This is a genomic window from Janthinobacterium sp. 35, assembly GCF_002754575.1.
Classification (GTDB): domain Bacteria; phylum Pseudomonadota; class Gammaproteobacteria; order Burkholderiales; family Burkholderiaceae_D; genus Janthinobacterium; species Janthinobacterium tructae.
In genome coordinates, this window is the sequence record NZ_PEFN01000001.1 from 4604792 (window position 1) to 4622406 (window position 17615).

Here is a 17615-nt window from a genome sequence, read left to right on the forward strand (position 1 = left end):
ATATAACCAGCTGTTTCATTTTACCTGAGCAAAGTACACCATGGCAAAAGTCAAGACCATCTATACCTGCAGCGATTGCGGCGCCATCAGTAATAAATGGATGGGGCAATGCACCTCGTGCAACCAGTGGAACACCATGGTGGAAACCCTGCCCGAGACGGGCGGCAACAACCGCTATTCGAACCCGCAGCACATGTCGCTGGCGCAGACGGCGCCCGTGCTGTCGCTCGACGATATCGATGCCATCGACGTGCCCCGCTTCGGCACGGGCATCGAAGAATTCGACCGCGTGCTGGGCGGCGGCATGGTAGCGGGCGGCGTGGTGCTGATCGGCGGCGATCCCGGCATCGGCAAGTCGACCCTGCTGCTGCAGGCGCTGGCCAACATGTCGCACCACAAGCGCGTGCTGTATGTCAGTGGCGAGGAATCCGGCGCGCAGATCGCCCTGCGCGCCAAGCGTCTCGTCATCGATGCCAAGGAACTCAAATTGCAGGCCGAGATCCAGCTGGAAAAAATTCTCGGCACCCTGGCTGACCTGAAGCCGGAAGTGGTGGTGATCGATTCGATCCAGACCGTGTATTCCGACGCGCTCAGTTCGGCGCCCGGTTCCGTGGCGCAAGTGCGCGAATGCGCGGCGCAGCTGACGCGCGCGGCCAAACAGACGGGCGTGACCATCATCCTGGTGGGGCACGTGACGAAAGAGGGCGCGCTGGCCGGTCCCCGCGTGCTCGAACACATCGTCGACACGGTGCTGTATTTCGAGGGCGACGCCCATTCCAGCTTCCGCCTGGTGCGCGCCATCAAGAACCGTTTCGGCGCCGTCAACGAGCTGGGCGTGTTCGCCATGACGGAAAAGGGGCTGAAAGGGGTGTCGAACCCGTCGGCGCTGTTCCTGTCGCAGCACGACAACCAGGTGCCCGGTTCCTGCGTGATGGTGACGCAGGAAGGCACGCGTCCGCTGCTGGTGGAAATCCAGGCCCTGGTCGATACCAGCCACTTGCCGAATGCGCGCCGCCTGTCTGTCGGCCTGGAGCAGAACCGCCTGGCCATGCTGCTGGCCGTGGCGCACCGCCACGCGGGCATCGCCGCGTTTGACCAGGATGTGTTCATCAATGCCGTCGGCGGCGTCAAGATTACGGAACCGGCGGCCGACCTGGCCGTGTTGTTGGCGATTAACTCGTCGATGCGCAACAAACCCTTGCCGCGGGGATTGGTCGTGTTTGGCGAAGTGGGCCTGGCCGGCGAAATCCGTCCTGCGCCACGCGGCCAGGAACGCTTGCGCGAAGCGGCCAAGCTGGGCTTTACCCTGGCCGTGGTGCCGAAGTCCAACCTGCCCAAGCAAGTCATCGAGGGCCTCAAGGTTATCGGCGTCGAACGCATCGACGAGGCGTTTAACAAACTGCGCGACCTGGAGTAAGAACACCGAACCAAACCTGCTGCGCGTCGCGCTTTGCGGCCGGCGATGCTCACCGTACTAAAGTACGGTTGCGCTTCTCGGCCACAAATCACTGCCGCTCGCTACGGTTTTGTTCGGTGTTCCAGGGCTCAACTTGGTATGGTGTAAATGCCAAGCTTGAGACAAGTCAAACGGAATTTCCGTTTGGAACTATAATATTCGTCCGATGGATTCGCGCAGCGAGTTCGCATCGACAATGCATAGTTAGAGAAGCGGAATACAGTGTCAGTTGAACAAAGGCAGGGCGCACGCAAGATATTGCGTGCCAAGGCAATGTTGGTAATGGATGGCGCGGGCCCGGTGGCGGCGCGCACCCTCGATGTGGGGCCGGGCGGCATGGCGGCCGTCATCGCGGAACCGGTGCCGACAGGCAAGCAGGGCAAGGTGCTGTTCGAGTTGTTTTACGATGGCTCGGCACACATTATCGAGGCGCGCGCGTCTGTCTCGCACTGCATTTTCAGCAGTGCAGGTTTCAAGGTGGGACTCACTTTCCTGCAACTGGACATGGCTGTCAGCAGCGCCATTTCGAAATTCATGCGCTGAGGCATGCCCGCAGAGGGGTGGCACATGAAATGCGCTATCATGGTGCATATGGGTTTGCAGTCAGGAAAAACTTGTTCTGTTCGCTGTTTTGATATTCCGGTAATACTGCATAATTATCAACCAGAAGAGGGACCTTGCCGCGCCACGCGCGCTTGCTGTCCGTTTTCAGCGCAGCGCGCGGTCATGACCTGAACCGTGTGCCATGACCTTACACCCGACGGGAATGCCCACCATGTTTAATTCGACCATCAACAGCAAGGCTTACACCAACAACACGCAACAGACGACGCAGGGTAGTATCTCGGCCGATGTGTATGCGAAGGTGGAGCGCCAGATGCAGTCGCAGAACACGGGCGTCGTCAAGCTCAATGCCAGCCTGGCGCGCGACCAGGCCAAGTTCTCGGGCCTGGGCCAGTTGCAATCGGCGCTGGCGAAATTCCAGACTGTGGCCAAGAACATGGCCGGCAGCGGCCTGGCCACTTCGGCCACCTCCAGCAGCAAGGATGTGCTGAGCGCCACCACCACCGACAAGGCTGTCAGCGGCAGCTATGCATTGAACGTCAAGCAGCTGGCACAGGGACAGACACTGGTCAGCGGCGCGCAGAAAACCTCGAGTGCAGCGATCGGCACGGGGGCGCCCGCGCTGGTCAAGATCGAAGTGGGCGCGACCGACGGCAAGCAATTTACCCCCGGCAGCGGCAAGGTCATTTCGCTGACGATAGACAGCAGCAACAATAGCCTCGACGGCATCGCCGCCGCGCTCAAGCAGCAGGGCATCGACGCCAGCGTGGTGAAGGGGCCGGATGGCTATGCGCTGGCCCTGAACGGCAAGAGCGGCGCCGACAGCAGCATGCGCATCAGCGTGTCCGGCGACGCGGCCGTCAGCAACCTGCTCAGCTATGCGCCTGGTGCCGGCAAGGGCTTGCAGCAGACGGCCGCCGCGCAGGATGCGCTGCTCACCGTCGACGGCAAGGACATCAAGAGTGCCACGAATACCCTGACGACGGCCGTCGAGGGCACCACCATCGAATTGAAGAAAACAGGCACGACGGACCTCGTCATCGCCAAGGACAGCAGCCAGATCGCCAGCAACGTGGCCAGCTTCGTCACGGCCTACAATGAGCTCAACAGCAAGCTGCAGAGCCTGCAGCAGGGCGATTTGAAATCCGATACGGCCCTGGGCCAGGTGCGTTCGCAGATGGAGCAAGTGCTGCGCACCGCCAGCACGGGCGTGCCCGCTTCCATCCTGGCCAGCGCTGGCGTGACCCTGGGCAAGGGCGGCGAGCTGGTACTCGACGATAAAAAACTCAAGGCCGCCATCGCCGCCGATCCGGACGCCGTCAGCAAGCTGTTTACGAATAACGGCAAGGGCGTGGCGGATCAGTTTTCCAGCAAGATCGGTGAACTGACGGGCGAAACGAGCATCATTCGCAAGGAAGTGCAATCGGTGGGCAAGGACATCACCACGCTGAACAACAAGAAAGCCGTGCTGGCCAAGGCGCTGACGGCGCAGGCGCAGGCGCTGGTGAAGGCGTATTCGGCCCAGGAGCAGATGGGCACGAACTCGGCCTTGCCGGGTTATACGGGCAAAAATTCGCTCTTCGACTTCATGGCTTAAGGGCGCACCGCTAAAGCGCCCATGGCGGCGTTGCACCGCCTTGCCGTACTAGCGTACTGCCTGCGGCGCTGCGCCTTGCCCTGAGCGCTGTATCGGCGCGCTTTCCAGTTGGCTAGATTCTGTCGCCCTGCGCAAAGAAGGCCGATGGCGAACTGCCGAAAGTCTTCTTGAACATGGCGGAAAAGGCCGACTGGCTGGCGTAGCCCAGCTCTTCGGCCACCTGCGACAGCGGCACGCCGCGCGCGATCAGGGGCGCCGCGTGCGCCAGGCGCACCTGCTGGCGCCACTGGCCAAAACTCATGCCCAATTCCCGTTCGAACAGCCGCGCCAGGGTACGCTCCGAGGCGCCGACCTGCTGCGCCCAGTGTTCCAGCGTCTGGTTCAAGCCGGGCTTGTCGATCAGGCTGTCGCACAGGGTCTTCAGGCGCTTGTCGCTGGGCAAGGGTACACGGATGGGACGCGTGTCCGAGCGTTTCAGCTCGTCGAGGATCAGTTCGGCCAGCAGCGCCTCGCGCGCCGGCTCCTGGCCCGGGTCCAGCTGTTCCAGCGCCATGATCAGCTGGCGCAGCAGGTTCGACACTTCCAGCACCTTGCAGTCGCGGCCCGCGAACGGCGCGCGCGCGGCATGGATGCACAGGGGGCGCAAGCGGGTTTTTTCCAGTATCGTGACGGCATGCTCCACGTTCGGCGCGATCCAGATGGCGCGCATGGGCGGCAGCACCCAGCTGCTGTTGTTGGCGGTAATGCGCAGCACGCCTTCGAGTGCCATCGTCACCTGGCCCCAGTGGTGGCTGTGCGGTAATAAAAATTCATCGGGTTGCAGGTCGCGCGCGACCATGGTCACGGGGATGGTCGCACTGGGCGCCTCCCTTGGCGGACACATGCGGGTATGGTGGAGGATAGGTACACCCATCAGCTTGGCCTTAATTCGATAAATTATGTCGTTCTGTCGGAAAACAGGCGATAGTATTTTGCATACACTTGAGCTTCACCAGTATAAGACAGGGTATGACATGATAACAACTAACTCGGCAAGGCACGTGCCACCGCAGTCACCGCCAACCTTGCGCAGCGACGCGCGCGTCATCGCCCTGGTGGGCCTGGCGCATGGCATTTCGCATTTCTACCACCTGATCCTCGCGGCCCTGTTCGTCTGGCTGAAGCCCGCCTTTGGCCTGTCGTATGCGGAGCTGGGCTTGCTGATGACGGTGTTTTTCATCATCTCGGGCGTGGGGCAGGCGCTGGCCGGCTTTGTCGTCGACCGCTTCGGTGCCCGCGCCGTACTGTTTTCCGGCATATTCTTGCTGGGCGTGTCGGCGCTGGCCCTGTCCACCGCGCACAGCTATGCGGCGCTGATGCTGGGCGCCATGCTGGCCGGCATGGGTAACAGCGTGTTCCATCCGGCCGACTATACGATCCTCAACCAGCGCGTCTCGGCGGCCCGCGTGGCCTACGGCTTTTCCGTGCATGGCATCAGCGGCAACATCGGCTGGGCCCTGGCGCCCCTGTTCATGACGTATGTTGCCACCCAGTATGACTGGAGAATCGCGCTGCAGTGCGCGGCCGTGCTGCCGTTCGGCGTGCTGCTGATCCTGTTTTTGAACCGCCACGCCATCCGTCCCGAGCCGTTGAAAAAGGCTGTGCCGGGCCAGGCGGGCGGCGGCGAAGGCACGCTGGACTTTTTGCGTTTGCCGGCCGTGTGGATGTGTTTTGCCTTCTTCTTCATTACCGCAATCGCCCTGGGCGGCATCCAGAGCTTTGCCAGCGTGGCCCTGGTCAAGCTGTACGGCATGAGCCTGGCGCTGGCCACCAGCGCCTACACGGCCTACATGCTGGCCTCGGCCGTGGGCATGCTGGCCGGCGGCGTGGTGGGCGCGCGCAGCAAGCAGCCGGACCGCAACGTGGCGATCGCCTTTTCCGCCGCCGCGCTGCTGGCCGTGCTGCTGGCCATGGCCGTCGTGCCGGCCTGGGGCGCAGTGCTGCTGATGGGTGCCATCGGCCTGACGTCCGGTGTGGCGGGGCCGTCGCGCGACCTGATGATACGCGCGGCGGCACCGAAGAATGCCACCGGGCGCGTGTATGGCGTCGTGTATTCGGGCCTCGACAGCGGCCTGGCCGTGGGGCCCCTGTTCTTTGGCGCGCTGATGGATGGCGACCATCCGGCCTTGCTGTTCGTCTTCATCGGCGTATTCCAGGCGCTGGCGATTGCCACGGCCGTGGGCGTGGGCGGTAAAACACGCGCCGCGGCGCTGCAAAAGGCATAGAATCGTTGCCATCTGCCACTCAAGGAGTTCCCATGACCTTTGCCACCACCGATCTGTGCGACGACCATGCAGCCATGCTGGACGATGGCACCCTGGCCGTGCTGCCGCCCGTGTACCGCGCTTTTGGCCAGCGCGCGCGCTTCAGCGGCCCGGCCACCACCTTGCAAGTGTTCGAAGACAATGCCCTCGTGCGCAGCACCCTGGAAACGCCGGGCCAGGGCCATGTGCTGGTGATCGATGGCGGCGGCAGCCTGCGCCGCGCGCTGGTGGGCGGCCAGCTGGGCGTGCTGGCGGAGAGCAACGGCTGGGCCGGCATCGTCGTCGATGGCTGCATCCGTGACAGCGAGGAAATCAATGTCTGCCAAATTGGCGTGCGTGCGCTGGCCACGCATCCACGCAAGAGCAACAAGACGGGCGCCGGCCAGCGCGACGTGCGCGTGCAGCTCAGCGGCGTGGCCGTGCATCCGGGCGACTGGATCTACGCCGATGCGGATGGCATCCTGGTGGCGCGCCAGGAACTCGATTGAAATGTTCTCCTCCGGGACGGGAAGTGTGCCGGAAGGCGTTGCATATTGCCCACGTTAAATATATTTTTGCAAAGTTCTTTGATTTTCATCATGGCTGAGATATGATTTCACTTAAGGTAACTTTAATATCAACAAAGCAAGGAAGTCAGACCATGAAAATCGCCACCATCGCAGCAGTTGTCGCTCTGTTTGCAGCCGGCACCGCCAGCGCCAGCGCCAGCCCCGTCAACCTGATCACGAATGGCAATTTTGAAACGGTCGCTACCGGCTATACCTTCAACAGCGGTTTTAAAGTCATCAACAGCGGTTCGTCGGCCCTTACGGGCTGGACCGTGGGCGCCAGTTCCGTCGACCTGATCCGCAATGCCTACAATGCCATCGATGGCTACAGCGTCGATATGCTGGGCACACCTGGTCCAGGTTTCCTCTCGCAAAGTTTCAGTGTCATTGCCGGCCAGACGTATAACCTGAGCTTTGACATGGCGCGCAATTCCGGCGGCCCCGCAGGCCAGGGCGTGGCCGTCAGCTTCGGTGGCGCGGCAGGCAATTTCTACTCGACGGCTGCCGCCTCGAACACCTTGTACAGCAGCAATACCCTGAGCTTCACGGCTGCCACCACTGGCCTGGCGACCCTGTCGTTTGCCAGCGCCGCCAAGGCCGGCACGCCGCTCGACAAATTCTCGGGCGCCGTGATCGACAACGTGTCCGTGATGACCGCCGTGCCGGAACCGGAAACCTACGCCATGCTGCTCGCTGGCCTGGGCCTGATGGGTTTCCTGCGCCGCCGCAAGGCCGCCAAGTAAGTCTGGTTTTGTCCGCAATCAAACCGCCTGCTGCCATGCACAGGCGGTTTTTTTACGCCAGGTGTAGTTGCGCTGCATCGGTCTCTCCCCGTAACGGACACGCCGCCGCGCAACTGCGTCAATCCCGCGATGCGCGCATCGATGTCAAGCAGCTCGCGCGCCAGCGCCATTGATGCTGTGCTCATGAAGGCCGCGTTCGCCACGCCGTCGACTTTTTTCTGCTGCGCGAGCAACTGAGTTCCCTCAACGTCTCCCTGGGCGGCGTGCCGCTGCCCCTCTTCGTGCCGGAACTGGCCTGGGGCCGGGTGCAAAGCCTGCCATTGCCCCCCGGCGAAGGCGCGCGGGGAGGGCGGCCGCACGAATCGCTGTTGAGATGACGATAACGAAATGCAATAATGGCCGTGCTCGCAGTACAGCAATGACTGCAATGAACGACTATTAAGAGGATGACTATGCAGCAGGATGCCGCAGGAAAAAAAATGGCGTTGCTCGATCCGGTGGTGGCGCCGCGCATCGCGGTGACGCGCCTGGTGACGGGCCTGCTGCAAGGCTTGCTGCTGTACTGGCTGTACAGCACGGCGCAAGACAAGGTGTGGCCCGCCACGGAAGCCTACCTGCTGGGGCCATTGATGCTGATCAGCCTGCTGTTGCCCATCCTGCTGGTGTCCAGCCTGGGCCACATGTCGGCCAAGCGCATCGGCCTGTGGATGGCCGGCGCGGCCGTCGTGCTGGCCGTGCTGGCCTGGCATGACGTGGCGCGCGGCGCGGAACACGTGATCTGGGGCAATTACAAGCCCGGTGCGCCGCTGCGCGTCATTTCCGCCCAGCTGTTCGGTTTTTGCGTGGTCGGTTTGTATATCGCCCACGCGCTGGTGCTGGCCGGCGCCCAGGATGGCCAGCGCATCGCCCGCTATCCCACGTATTTTGAAATCGCCTGGAAGCTCGGCATCCAGCTGCTGTTTTCCCTGCTGTTCGTGCTGGGCCTGTGGCTGGTGCTGTGGCTGGGCGGACAATTGTTCCTGCTGATCAAGCTCAGTTTCCTGAAAAAATTGCTGAGCCAGGCGTGGTTCGTGATTCCCGTCATCTGCTTCGCGTTCTCGTTCGCCATCCATATCACCGACGTGCGCCCGTCCATCGTGCGCGGCATCCGCACCCTGTTGCTGGTGCTGCTGTCGTGGCTGATGCCGATTGCCGCCGTGCTCGTCTCCGGTTTCCTGCTGACCCTGCCCTTCATCGGCTTCGAGCGCCTGTGGGCCACGCGCCATGCGGCCTCCGTGCTGCTGGGCATGGCCGGCGTGCTGGTGGTGCTGATCAATGCCGCCTTCCAGAATGGCGAAGTGGGCCATGGCGTGGCGCGCGGCATCCGCCTGGGCACGCGCCTGGCCTGTCTGCTGCTGCCGTGGGTGGTGGGCATCGCCATCTATGCACTGACCCTGCGCGTGATGTCGCATGGCTGGACGGCCGATCGCCTGATCGCCGCCGCCTGCCTGCTGGTCGCCACCTGCTACGCCGCCGGCTATGCCTGGGCGGCCAGCAAGTATGGCGACTGGCTGCACCTGATCGCCAACGTCAACGTGGCCACCGCCTTTGTCACCCTGCTGGTGCTGTTCGCGCTGTTCTCGCCGCTGGCGGACCCGGCGCGCATTTCCGTGGCCAGCCAGATGGCGCGCCTGGACAGCGGTAAAGTGAGCGTGGACAAGTTCGATTTTGAATACCTGCGCTTCCAGGGCGCCCGCTATGGCCAGGCGGCCCTGCAGGAATTGAGCAAACGCACGACGGGGCCGGATGCGGCCATCGTGCGGGCCCGCGCCGAGGCCATGCTCAAGCGCCAGAACCGCCTCGACGAGACGGGCGCGCTGAGCGACGTGTCGATCAACCTGACCCTGCGCCCGGCCACGGCGAAGTTGCCGGACAGTTTCCTGCGCCAGGACTGGACACAAGTGAGCCCGGCCTGGCGCCTGCCCGCCTGCTTGAAGCGGGCGGGGCCACAATGCGATGCGTATTTGCTCGATTTCGATGGCGATGGCAAAGAGGACGTGCTGCTGATCAGCAATGACCCGCGCGCCTCGTCGGTGTTGCTGGCGGAAAAGGAAGATGGCAGCTGGACCGCGCGCGGGCAAATCCCTGTGGACGCCCTGCGCTGCAAACCGCTGCGCGAGAAACTGCAGGCGGGCGAGTTCCAGCTGGTGCCGCCAAAGGTGCGCGAGCTGGAAGTCGACGGCCAGCGCGTGCCGATGACTTTATATACGCCAGAGGACGAGGTCAGCTGCCCGGATGAGACGGTGCCGGGCCCATAAATGGCAGGGAGAGGAAATTACTCCTTGTGACGGATAGCTTCTACAACAATGCGTAGCGCCCTCGATGCGTGGCGGCGGCTGGGATAGTAGGCATGGAGGCCAGGAAACTTTCCACACCAGTCTTTCATGACGCTGATTAATCGGCCTTCACGTATGTGCTCCGCCACCAGGTCTTCCGTGACGAACGCCAGGCCATTGCCGCTCAAGGCCGCTTGTACCATGGGCACGGCGCTGGTAAATACGGCTTGGCCGCTCACCCGTGCTTCCACGTTGCGTCCATCATGCTGCAGCTCCCACGCATAAATGCCGCCACTGCCTGCGAGCCGCAGCGTGATGCAATTATGTTTCATGAGATCTTGCAGGTTGACTGGTGGCGAATGCCAGGAGAAGTAGTCAGGCGAGCCAACGATCATGGTAGGAATGTCCGGCGTGAGCCTGACTGCAATCATGTCCTCCTCGACCTGATCTCCATAACGCACTCCGATGTCATAGCGGTCCGCCGCGATATCGATCAGCTTGTAATCTGATTGAATCTCGATATGCAGGTCGGGATAGTGAGGCAGCACCGGCGCCAGCCTTGGCCACAGCAGGGTATCAATAATATGGTCGATGGCGGTGATGCGCACAGTGCCCGCCGGCTTGCCATTCAAATCGCTGACAGCGGCGATTTCGGCATGGACCTCCTCAAGCCGCGGCGCGACATTGGTCAGCAGGCGCTCGCCTGCCTCGGTCGGCGAAACACTCCTGGTCGTCCGATTGAGCAGCCGCACGCCCAGCCGGGCTTCCAGATCCCGAATGATGTGACTGAGAGTGGATTGGGACATGCCCAGCTTGATGGCGGCACGGGTGAAACTGCGTTGGCGAGCGACCTCGAAAAATATAAGAATATCAATAATATTATCTCTGGCCATGTGAATAATTCCTGAAACCGGTTGTTAAGGGTATCCCGTGGTGTTGCCTTGCGACAGATGATAGCAAGTGAAGTGTGCGATTTTCAATATAAATATACACAACATTCATGGCTGTCACACATATACCTGTTCGAGATTTCGGTGCGCAGCCGCGTTAAGCGCGACGTACGATGCACGTCAACACCTACAACGTGCCCCATACCGAACGAACTGGAGAAACAGACATGACCATAGATGATGTAGCACGCCGTGATTTCTTAAAGACTGCCGGCTCCGGCATGGCCGTGCTGGGCAGCCTTTCCGTTGCCGGCAGTTCGGCGTTCGCCGCCGATAACAAGCCCGTGCCGGACATGTCCAACAACGCTGACAACTTCTACAGGAGCGCGACAGTCACTGCGCGCAAGGTCAGTTTCAACAACCAGTACCAGATGCAGCTTGTCGGCAATCTTTTCACGCCCAAGGATCTCAAGCGCAATGCCAGGCATCCCGCGATCATCATCGGCCACCCGATGGGCGCGGTAAAGGAGCAAAGCTCGAATCTGTACGCGCAGAAACTGGCCGAGCAGGGTTTCGTCACCCTGGCCATCGATCAGTCGTTCTGGGGCGAAAGCGCCGGCCAGTCGCGCAATGCCGTAGCGCCGGATATCTACGCCGAAGCCTTCAGCGCGGCGGTAGACTATCTGGGTACCCAGCCATTCGTCGACAGGGAACGGATCGGCGTTCTCGGCATTTGCGGCAGCGGCAGTTTCGTCATCAGTGCCGCCAAGATCGATCCGCGCATGAAGGCGATTGCCACTGTCAGCATGTACGATATGGGCGCTGCCAACCGCAATGCGCTGCACCATTCGCAGACGCTGGAGCAACGCAAGCAGATCATTGCCGAGGCGGCGCAACAGCGCTATGTGGAATTTACCGGTGGCACCATCAAGTACACCGGCGGAACCGTGCACAAACTCGATGGCAATACGCATCCGATCCAGCGCGAGTTCTACGACTTTTATCGCACCGCGCGCGGAGAGTTCACCCCGGCAGGGTCGTCGCGCGAACTGACGACGCACCCGACGCTGGCCAGCAACGTCAAGTTCATGAACTTTTATCCATTCAACGACATCGAGACGATTTCCCCTCGTCCCATGCTGTTCATCACGGGCGACCAGGCGCATTCCCGGGAATTCAGCGAAGAGGCATACCGGCTTTCGGCCCAGCCCAAGGAACTGGTGATCGTGCCAGGCGCGGGGCACGTTGATCTGTATGACCGGGTGAAACTCATCCCTTGGGCGAAGCTGAATGCATTCTTCCACAAGAATCTGGCATAGGTCCATACCATGACAGCACCAATAAGCAGCACGATCCCGGATGGCGTGCAAGGGCGCGCTGACGCCGGTACGCAGGCGGCCATGTGGGGCGGCGTCTTCGCCATGACACTGTGCGTTTTCGCGCTGATCGCCTCGGAATTCATGCCCGTCAGCCTGTTGACGCCCATGGCGAGGGATCTACTCGTCAGCGAAGGATTGGCAGGGCAGGGCATTGCCATCTCCGGCGCCTTCGCCGTGCTCACCAGCCTGTCGATTTCCACCATCGCTGGCAACATGGACCGCAAGACGCTCCTGCTGGGGCTGACCGCACTGATGGCCGCTTCCGGGGCCGTCGTCGCGATGGCGCCGAACTATCTTCTGTACATGGTGGGACGTGCGCTGATCGGCGTGGTGGTTGGCGGCTTCTGGTCTTTGTCGGCCGCCACCGCGATGCGCCTGGTGCCTTCCCATCAGGTGCCGCGCGCGCTGGCCATCTTCAATGGCGGCAATGCGCTGGCGACCGTCGTCGCCGCGCCCCTGGGCAGTTACCTCGGTTCTGTCATCGGATGGCGTGGTGCTTTCTTTTGCCTGGTGCCAGTGGCCTTGATTGCCTTTGTCTGGCAGTCGATCAGCCTGCCTTCCATGCCGCGACAGGCTGGCCCGGCGGCTTCGCGCAACGCCTTCAGACTGCTGCGGGACCCGAAGGTTGCCCTGGGCATGCTCGCTGTCAGCACCTTTTTCATGGGACAGTTTGCCTTGTTCACCTATTTGCGTCCATTCCTTGAAAGCGTGACGCGCGTAGACATATCCACGCTGTCGCTGATACTGCTGGCGATTGGCGCAGGCGGCTTTATCGGCACTACCGTCATCAGCAAGTTCCTGAAGTGGAATTTTCCCCGGACGCTGGTTGCCATTCCCGTCCTGATGGCATTGATCGCCATGGCGCTGCCCCTCTTCGGCAGCAAGGTTGCTGCAGTGACGGTACTGCTGGGCATCTGGGGCGTTGTCGCGACCGCCGCGCCGGTGGGTTGGTGGTCATGGCTGGCGACGACGTTGCCCCGGGATGCAGAGGCGGGTGGCGGGCTGATGGTGGCCGTCGTACAACTCGCCATCGCCCTCGGTTCCACGCTCGGCGGTCTGCTGTTCGACAGGAGTGGATACCAGAGCACGTTCATCGCCAGTGCGGCCGTACTGCTGCTGGCCGCCATTCTGACCTCGCGTGCGCTAGCGCTGCGGGCAAGCTGATCCATGCACCGGAGCAAGCAATGACTGCGCGCAAGCCAGCGGTTCGTAACGGCGCACGGCATCCAGTGGCCGGCAAGAGCGAACGCCGCCTATCTGATCGCCTGCATGGACTGGGCCTGTTGCTTGGCCTGCTCTTCCTCGGCGCTTGCGAAGCCCGACAGCAATCTGCCTGCGTGCCATGCGCTTCTTCCGCGGCTGCGGTACCTCTGAAGCCGGAGGAGTCGCGCATGTGGATGATCGTTGGAGAACGTTGCTTCGTCGTCACCTTGTCCGACAACGCGACTGGGCAAGCCTTTGCCAAGATGCTGCCGCTGACGCTGGATATGGCCGAACTCAACGGAAACGAGAAGCATGCAGAGCTGCAAAAGGCGCTGCCGGCTAACGCAACCAGGATGGAAATGATCAGCAATGGCGACCTCTTGCTGTACGGCTCGAAGACCTTGGTTATCTTCTATCAGGCATTTACTTCACCGTATTCCTACTCAAACGTTGGTGGCGTGGCAAATCCGCTTGGGCTGGCCCATGCACTGGGCGAGCACGGCGTTAGGGTCCAGTTTCTTAAATATAAATGAACGCCCACAAGGCTTGCACAATGACCGCTTCGGGGCGGAACCCGGCAGCGACGGCAAGCCGCCAGAAGCTTTCATGACAGACTGTATTCCGTCAATCCGTTGCCGAGCCAAGCTGCTTGCCGGCAGCCTTCATGGCGTGTTCAACAAAGCGGATCCTGAACGACAGCAGCAAGGCAGCAGCGGCGAATCCTGCGGCGAGCCAGAGGTTGGCGGACAGGCCCAGCCCGTCGACGGCCTGTCCGCCGGCCCATGCCCCGAGTGCAATGGCAACGTTGAATACGCCCACATACAGCGCGGCGACTATTTCCACGGCCCGGGGCGCCGCCTTCATCATCAAGGTCATCAGTCCGACCGACACGCCACCGTAAGCTAGTCCCCAGGCCAGCAACACCGCGCCGCCGCCGCTGCGCGAGTCGCCGAGCGCCAGGAAGAGTAGCGGCGTGAGCAGCAGTCCAGCCGAGATGGCGATGATGGTGGGCGCCGTGCGCCGCACCGCAACGGCACCGGCCAGGAAGTTTCCAATGATGCCTGCGAAGCCATAGAAGAACAGCAGTGCGCCCAGCCATTGCGCATCAAACCCCGACACTGACAGCAACAACGGACGCACAAAGGTGAAGGCCACGAAATGGCTCGTCACCAGCAACAGGGTCAGAAGCAGCCCCGCTTGCAATTGCCGGTTGCGCAACTGCTTGCCGAATTGGCGCAAGGTCGCCGCACTGGCAGCAGGCAGCGCTGGCATGACGGCCAGATTCAGCGCCAGTACCAGGCCGCTCAACAGCGCCATGGCGCCAAAGGCCCAGCGCCATCCTGCAACGTCGCCGAGTTGTGCGCCAAGCGGCACGCCCAGCACAGAAGCGATCGCTACTCCGCCGAAGATAATCGACGTTGCCACACCGATCGAGGGTGCCGGAACAAGGCGGGCAGCCAGCCCGCCGGCAATGGCCCAGATGCCGCCCATGCAAAAACCGACGAGAACACGTGCAGCCAGCATCCACGCCATGTTTTGTGCCAATGCCGAGGCAAGGTTCGCGATCACCAATAGACTCAGCAAACCACAGAGAATTTTGCGCCTGTCCAGGCTTCCCGATGCGATCACCAGCAGCGGCGCGAACAAGGCCGCCAGCAATGCTGGCAACGAGATCATCAGGCCGGCGGTTCCGGTGGAGGTGTCCAGCGTGTCAGCTATCGGCGTCAACAGGCCGACGGGAAGCATTTCCGTCGTCACTACCGAGAAGGTGGCCATGCCTATGGCGGTGACCGCCAGCCACGGGTGACGGACAGCGGTTTCTGTTGCGGCGCAGGGAGACGTACTCATGGGTAATATCCTTCATTCGATCATGCGAAAAATGGTTTGTGCCGGCATGCCCAGCTTGCAATGGAGACACGTCGCAGTGATAATACATACATCGCGTATGAATAAGTATATATTCATACGCACTGTATGTAAACAATCATGCGCTACGTATGTAAGGAGAAAGCAATGGTTCGCCGCACCCGTGCCGAAATGGAAGAAACCCGTGCATCGTTGCTGGCCACTGCCCGCAAAGTGTTCAGCGAGCACGGTTATGCCGACACATCGATGGATGACCTCACCGCGCAGGCAGGGCTGACGCGTGGTGCGCTGTATCACCACTTTGGCGACAAGAAGGGCTTGCTGCTCGCGGTGGTGGAACAGATCGACGCGGAAATGGATGACCGCCTGCGAACCATCTCCGAACGCGCCGACGATCTGTGGGAGGGTTTTCGCAGTCGCTGCCGTGCCTATCTGGAGATGGCCCTGGAACCGGAAATTCAGCGCATCGTTTTACGCGATGCCAGGGCGGTCCTCGGTGGTGCCTCACCGGACTCGCAGCGCCATTGCGTTGCGTCGATGCAAGGCATTCTCCAGGAGCTGATTCATCAAGGCATCGTGGCAGACGCCAGCCCGAGGGCACTGGCTTCGCTGATTTACGGCAGTCTGGCAGAAGCGGCGTTCTGGATCGCAGACGGTGACGAAGGCACGGCGCGCTTGATCGAGGGAGTTGCTGCCTTGGAATTGCTACTACGCGGGCTGTTGGTTACAAGGTCATCGCGCCAATGACAGCAAGCCGCCAGAAGCTCACTGGCGTATCCGCTGCCGTCGCCGGAAGCCTGACGCGCCGGGCAAGTGAAACAGGCCGTATCAGTTCTTCGTGCGCACCTGGCGCACGTGGTTTTCCAGTTCGCTGAACGAGGGGCGTTCCGTGGCGGAAATGACCTTGCGGCCGAATTCCACGGCCAGCGCCGGCGCATAGCCGTTCAGGCTGGCCAATAAGGTCACTTTCACGCACTGGTACATCTTTGCCGTTTCATGGTGCTTGCGGCGCAGCAAGCTGGCCAGCGGGGCGATGAAGCCGTAGGCCAGCAAGATGCCGATGAAGGTGCCCACCAGCGCCTGCGCGATCAGCACGCCCAGCTCGGCCGGCGGCAAGCCGACGGACGCCATGGTATGCACCACGCCCATCACGGCGGCCACGATGCCGAAGGCGGGCATGGCGTCGGCCAGCTGCGAAATCGTCTGGATCGGCATTTCCGCATCTTCATGGTGCGTCTCGATCTCGTTATCCATCAGGTTTTCGATCTGGTAAGCATCCATATTGCCCGACACCATCAGGCGCAAATAATCGGTGATGAATTCCAGGATGTGCTCGTCGCCAAGCGTGTACGGGTATTTCACGAAGATGGCGCTGCGGTACGGGTCGTCGATATCGTCCTCGACCGACATCAAGCCTTCCTTGCGGATCTTGCTGAGGATTTCATACATCAGCCCCATCAGCTCCATGTAGCGCGCTTTCGTGTATTGCGAACTGTGGAACAGGGTGGGCAGGGCGGCGAACGTGGCGCGGATGGCCTTGGCGTCGTTGCCGATAAAGAAGGTGCCCAGCGCGGCGCCGCCGATCATCAGCAGTTCCAGCGGCTGGAACAGGGCCGCCAGGTGGCCGCCCTGCATGGCGAAGCCGCCGAAGACGGAAAACAGCACGACGAGAAATCCGAGGATGACTAGCAAAACTTACTCCTTCATAACATTGCCATATCGCAATATTGTAGTTTAACCTGATTCGGCCGCCGTGGCCGCTTCCGGCTGCAACTGCTGGCCGAGAAAATTGATAAAAGCGCGCACTTTGGCGGGCAACTGGTGGCGGCTGGGGTAGTAGGCGTACAGGTCGGCAGGCGCCAGCGCGTAGTCTTCCAGCACCACGCGCAGGCGGCCACTGTCGAGGTAGCGGGACAAATCCCATTCCGAGCGCAGCAGGATGCCGTGCCCGTCCAGCGCCCAGCCCAGCACCACGTCGCCATCGTTGCTGGCCACGGTGCCGCGCACCTTCACCGTGTGGGTGGCGCGGCCACGACTCAAACGCCAGATGCCGTAGGCGTCGTCGTTCTGCCGGTGCACGATGCAGCGGTGCCGTGCCAGGTCGTCGGGCGTTTGCGGCGTGCCATGCGCCTGCAGGTAGGCGGGCGAAGCGCACAGGAAACGCCGGTTCGACATGATCTTGCGCGCGGAAAGGCGCGTGTCGGGCAAGTCGCCGAAGCGGATGCCCAGGTCATATGCCTGCTCGACCAGATTGATGGGGCTGTCCGTCAACTGCAGCTGCACTTCCAGCTGCGGGTGGCGCAGGGCGAATTGCGACAGCAGGGGCGCGATCACCGTGCGCCCGAAGCCCAGGGTGGCATTCACGCGCAGCAGCCCGCGCGGTTCCGCGCTGCCGCTGGCCAGGGATTCTTCCATGGCGCGGATATCGTCGAGGATTTGCCGCGCCTGCTGCAGATAGCTTTCGCCGTCGCCCGTCAGGCTGATGCGCCGCGTGCTGCGGTTCAGCAAACGCACGCCCAGGCGCTGCTCCATCAACTGCAGGCGCTTGCTGACAGCGGGCGGCGTGATGTCCAGCTCGCGCGCCGTGGCCGACAGGCTGCCCAGCTTGGCCAGCAGCACAAAGAAGGCCATTTCCGTGGTGGCGTCGCTTTTCATTATTAACTTCAAGTGAAGAATGGTTTAAATTGCCATCGATTATACGACTCAAAATCGCGGGTAAGCTGGCGTCATTGTTTTCACCCACAGGAGAGC

Annotated in this window: 16 protein-coding genes; 11 read left to right on the plus strand and 5 right to left on the minus strand. The window is 61.7% G+C overall.

What is annotated here, in order from left to right; translation table 11 throughout:
* The first annotated feature begins 40 nt into the window (after positions 1-40).
* The 3 genes from radA to fliD all read left to right on the plus strand — a co-directional run bounded on the left by radA (position 41) and on the right by fliD (position 3617).
* Positions 41-1417, plus strand: coding sequence for a DNA repair protein RadA (radA, locus tag CLU93_RS20535; RefSeq protein WP_099763088.1), 1377 nt, complete (start codon positions 41-43; stop codon positions 1415-1417).
* Positions 1418-1678: 261 nt separating this feature from the next.
* Positions 1679-1999, plus strand: coding sequence for a PilZ domain-containing protein (locus tag CLU93_RS20540; RefSeq protein ID WP_257225035.1), 321 nt, complete (start codon positions 1679-1681; stop codon positions 1997-1999).
* Between the two features lie 232 nt (positions 2000-2231).
* The gene (gene fliD / locus CLU93_RS20545) at positions 2232-3617 is read left to right on the plus strand and encodes a flagellar filament capping protein FliD (protein ID WP_099764510.1); all 1386 of its coding nucleotides are present in this window, start codon (positions 2232-2234) and stop codon (positions 3615-3617) included.
* Between the two features lie 112 nt (positions 3618-3729).
* Here fliD and CLU93_RS20550 read toward each other — a convergent pair whose 3' ends face one another.
* The gene (locus CLU93_RS20550) at positions 3730-4530 is read right to left on the minus strand and encodes an AraC family transcriptional regulator (protein ID WP_180287893.1); all 801 of its coding nucleotides are present in this window, start codon (positions 4528-4530) and stop codon (positions 3730-3732) included.
* 100 nt (positions 4531-4630) lie between these two features.
* Between CLU93_RS20550 and CLU93_RS20555 the strand changes: the two genes are divergently transcribed.
* From CLU93_RS20555 to CLU93_RS20570, 4 genes are all read left to right on the plus strand, one after another.
* Positions 4631-5881, plus strand: a complete 1251-nt coding sequence (locus CLU93_RS20555) for an MFS transporter (protein ID WP_180287894.1) — start codon at positions 4631-4633, stop codon at positions 5879-5881.
* Positions 5882-5913: 32 nt separating this feature from the next.
* The gene (gene rraA / locus CLU93_RS20560) at positions 5914-6408 is read left to right on the plus strand and encodes a ribonuclease E activity regulator RraA (RefSeq protein WP_099763092.1); all 495 of its coding nucleotides are present in this window, start codon (positions 5914-5916) and stop codon (positions 6406-6408) included.
* Positions 6409-6560: 152 nt separating this feature from the next.
* Entirely contained in the window at positions 6561-7211 is a 651-nt protein-coding gene (locus CLU93_RS20565; RefSeq protein WP_099763093.1) for a choice-of-anchor C family PEP-CTERM protein, read from the plus strand.
* Positions 7212-7690: 479 nt separating this feature from the next.
* A complete protein-coding gene (locus CLU93_RS20570; RefSeq protein WP_099763094.1) occupies positions 7691-9508 on the plus strand; it encodes a DUF4153 domain-containing protein in 1818 nt (605 codons plus the stop codon).
* Positions 9509-9525: 17 nt separating this feature from the next.
* On the opposite strand, the gene CLU93_RS20575 is transcribed toward CLU93_RS20570, so the two are convergent.
* The gene (locus CLU93_RS20575) at positions 9526-10419 is read right to left on the minus strand and encodes a LysR family transcriptional regulator (protein WP_099763095.1); all 894 of its coding nucleotides are present in this window, start codon (positions 10417-10419) and stop codon (positions 9526-9528) included.
* A 278-nt stretch (positions 10420-10697) separates the two neighbouring features.
* Between CLU93_RS20575 and CLU93_RS20580 the strand changes: the two genes are divergently transcribed.
* The 3 genes from CLU93_RS20580 (at position 10698) to CLU93_RS28260 (ending at position 13531) form a co-directional block, all read left to right on the plus strand.
* Complete coding sequence (locus CLU93_RS20580; RefSeq protein ID WP_218968389.1) at positions 10698-11735, plus strand: alpha/beta hydrolase; 1038 nt, start codon at positions 10698-10700, stop codon at positions 11733-11735.
* Positions 11736-11837: 102 nt separating this feature from the next.
* The gene (locus CLU93_RS20585; RefSeq protein WP_218968390.1) at positions 11838-12959 is read left to right on the plus strand and encodes an MFS transporter; all 1122 of its coding nucleotides are present in this window, start codon (positions 11838-11840) and stop codon (positions 12957-12959) included.
* 20 nt (positions 12960-12979) lie between these two features.
* Positions 12980-13531: a cyclophilin-like fold protein gene (locus CLU93_RS28260; RefSeq protein ID WP_180287895.1), complete on the plus strand. Its 552-nt coding sequence runs from the start codon at positions 12980-12982 to the stop codon at positions 13529-13531.
* A gap of 91 nt (positions 13532-13622) precedes the next feature.
* On the opposite strand, the gene CLU93_RS20595 is transcribed toward CLU93_RS28260, so the two are convergent.
* Positions 13623-14846: an MFS transporter gene (locus CLU93_RS20595; protein WP_099763099.1), complete on the minus strand. Its 1224-nt coding sequence runs from the start codon at positions 14844-14846 to the stop codon at positions 13623-13625.
* Between the two features lie 165 nt (positions 14847-15011).
* Here CLU93_RS20595 and CLU93_RS20600 point away from each other — a divergent pair, with 165 nt between their 5' ends.
* Entirely contained in the window at positions 15012-15611 is a 600-nt protein-coding gene (locus tag CLU93_RS20600) for a TetR/AcrR family transcriptional regulator (RefSeq protein ID WP_099763100.1), read from the plus strand.
* An 81-nt stretch (positions 15612-15692) separates the two neighbouring features.
* On the opposite strand, the gene motA is transcribed toward CLU93_RS20600, so the two are convergent.
* Complete coding sequence (motA, locus tag CLU93_RS20605; RefSeq protein ID WP_099763101.1) at positions 15693-16556, minus strand: flagellar motor stator protein MotA; 864 nt, start codon at positions 16554-16556, stop codon at positions 15693-15695.
* A gap of 42 nt (positions 16557-16598) precedes the next feature.
* Positions 16599-17519, minus strand: coding sequence for a LysR family transcriptional regulator (locus CLU93_RS20610; protein ID WP_099763102.1), 921 nt, complete (start codon positions 17517-17519; stop codon positions 16599-16601).
* Positions 17520-17615 lie beyond the last annotated feature (96 nt).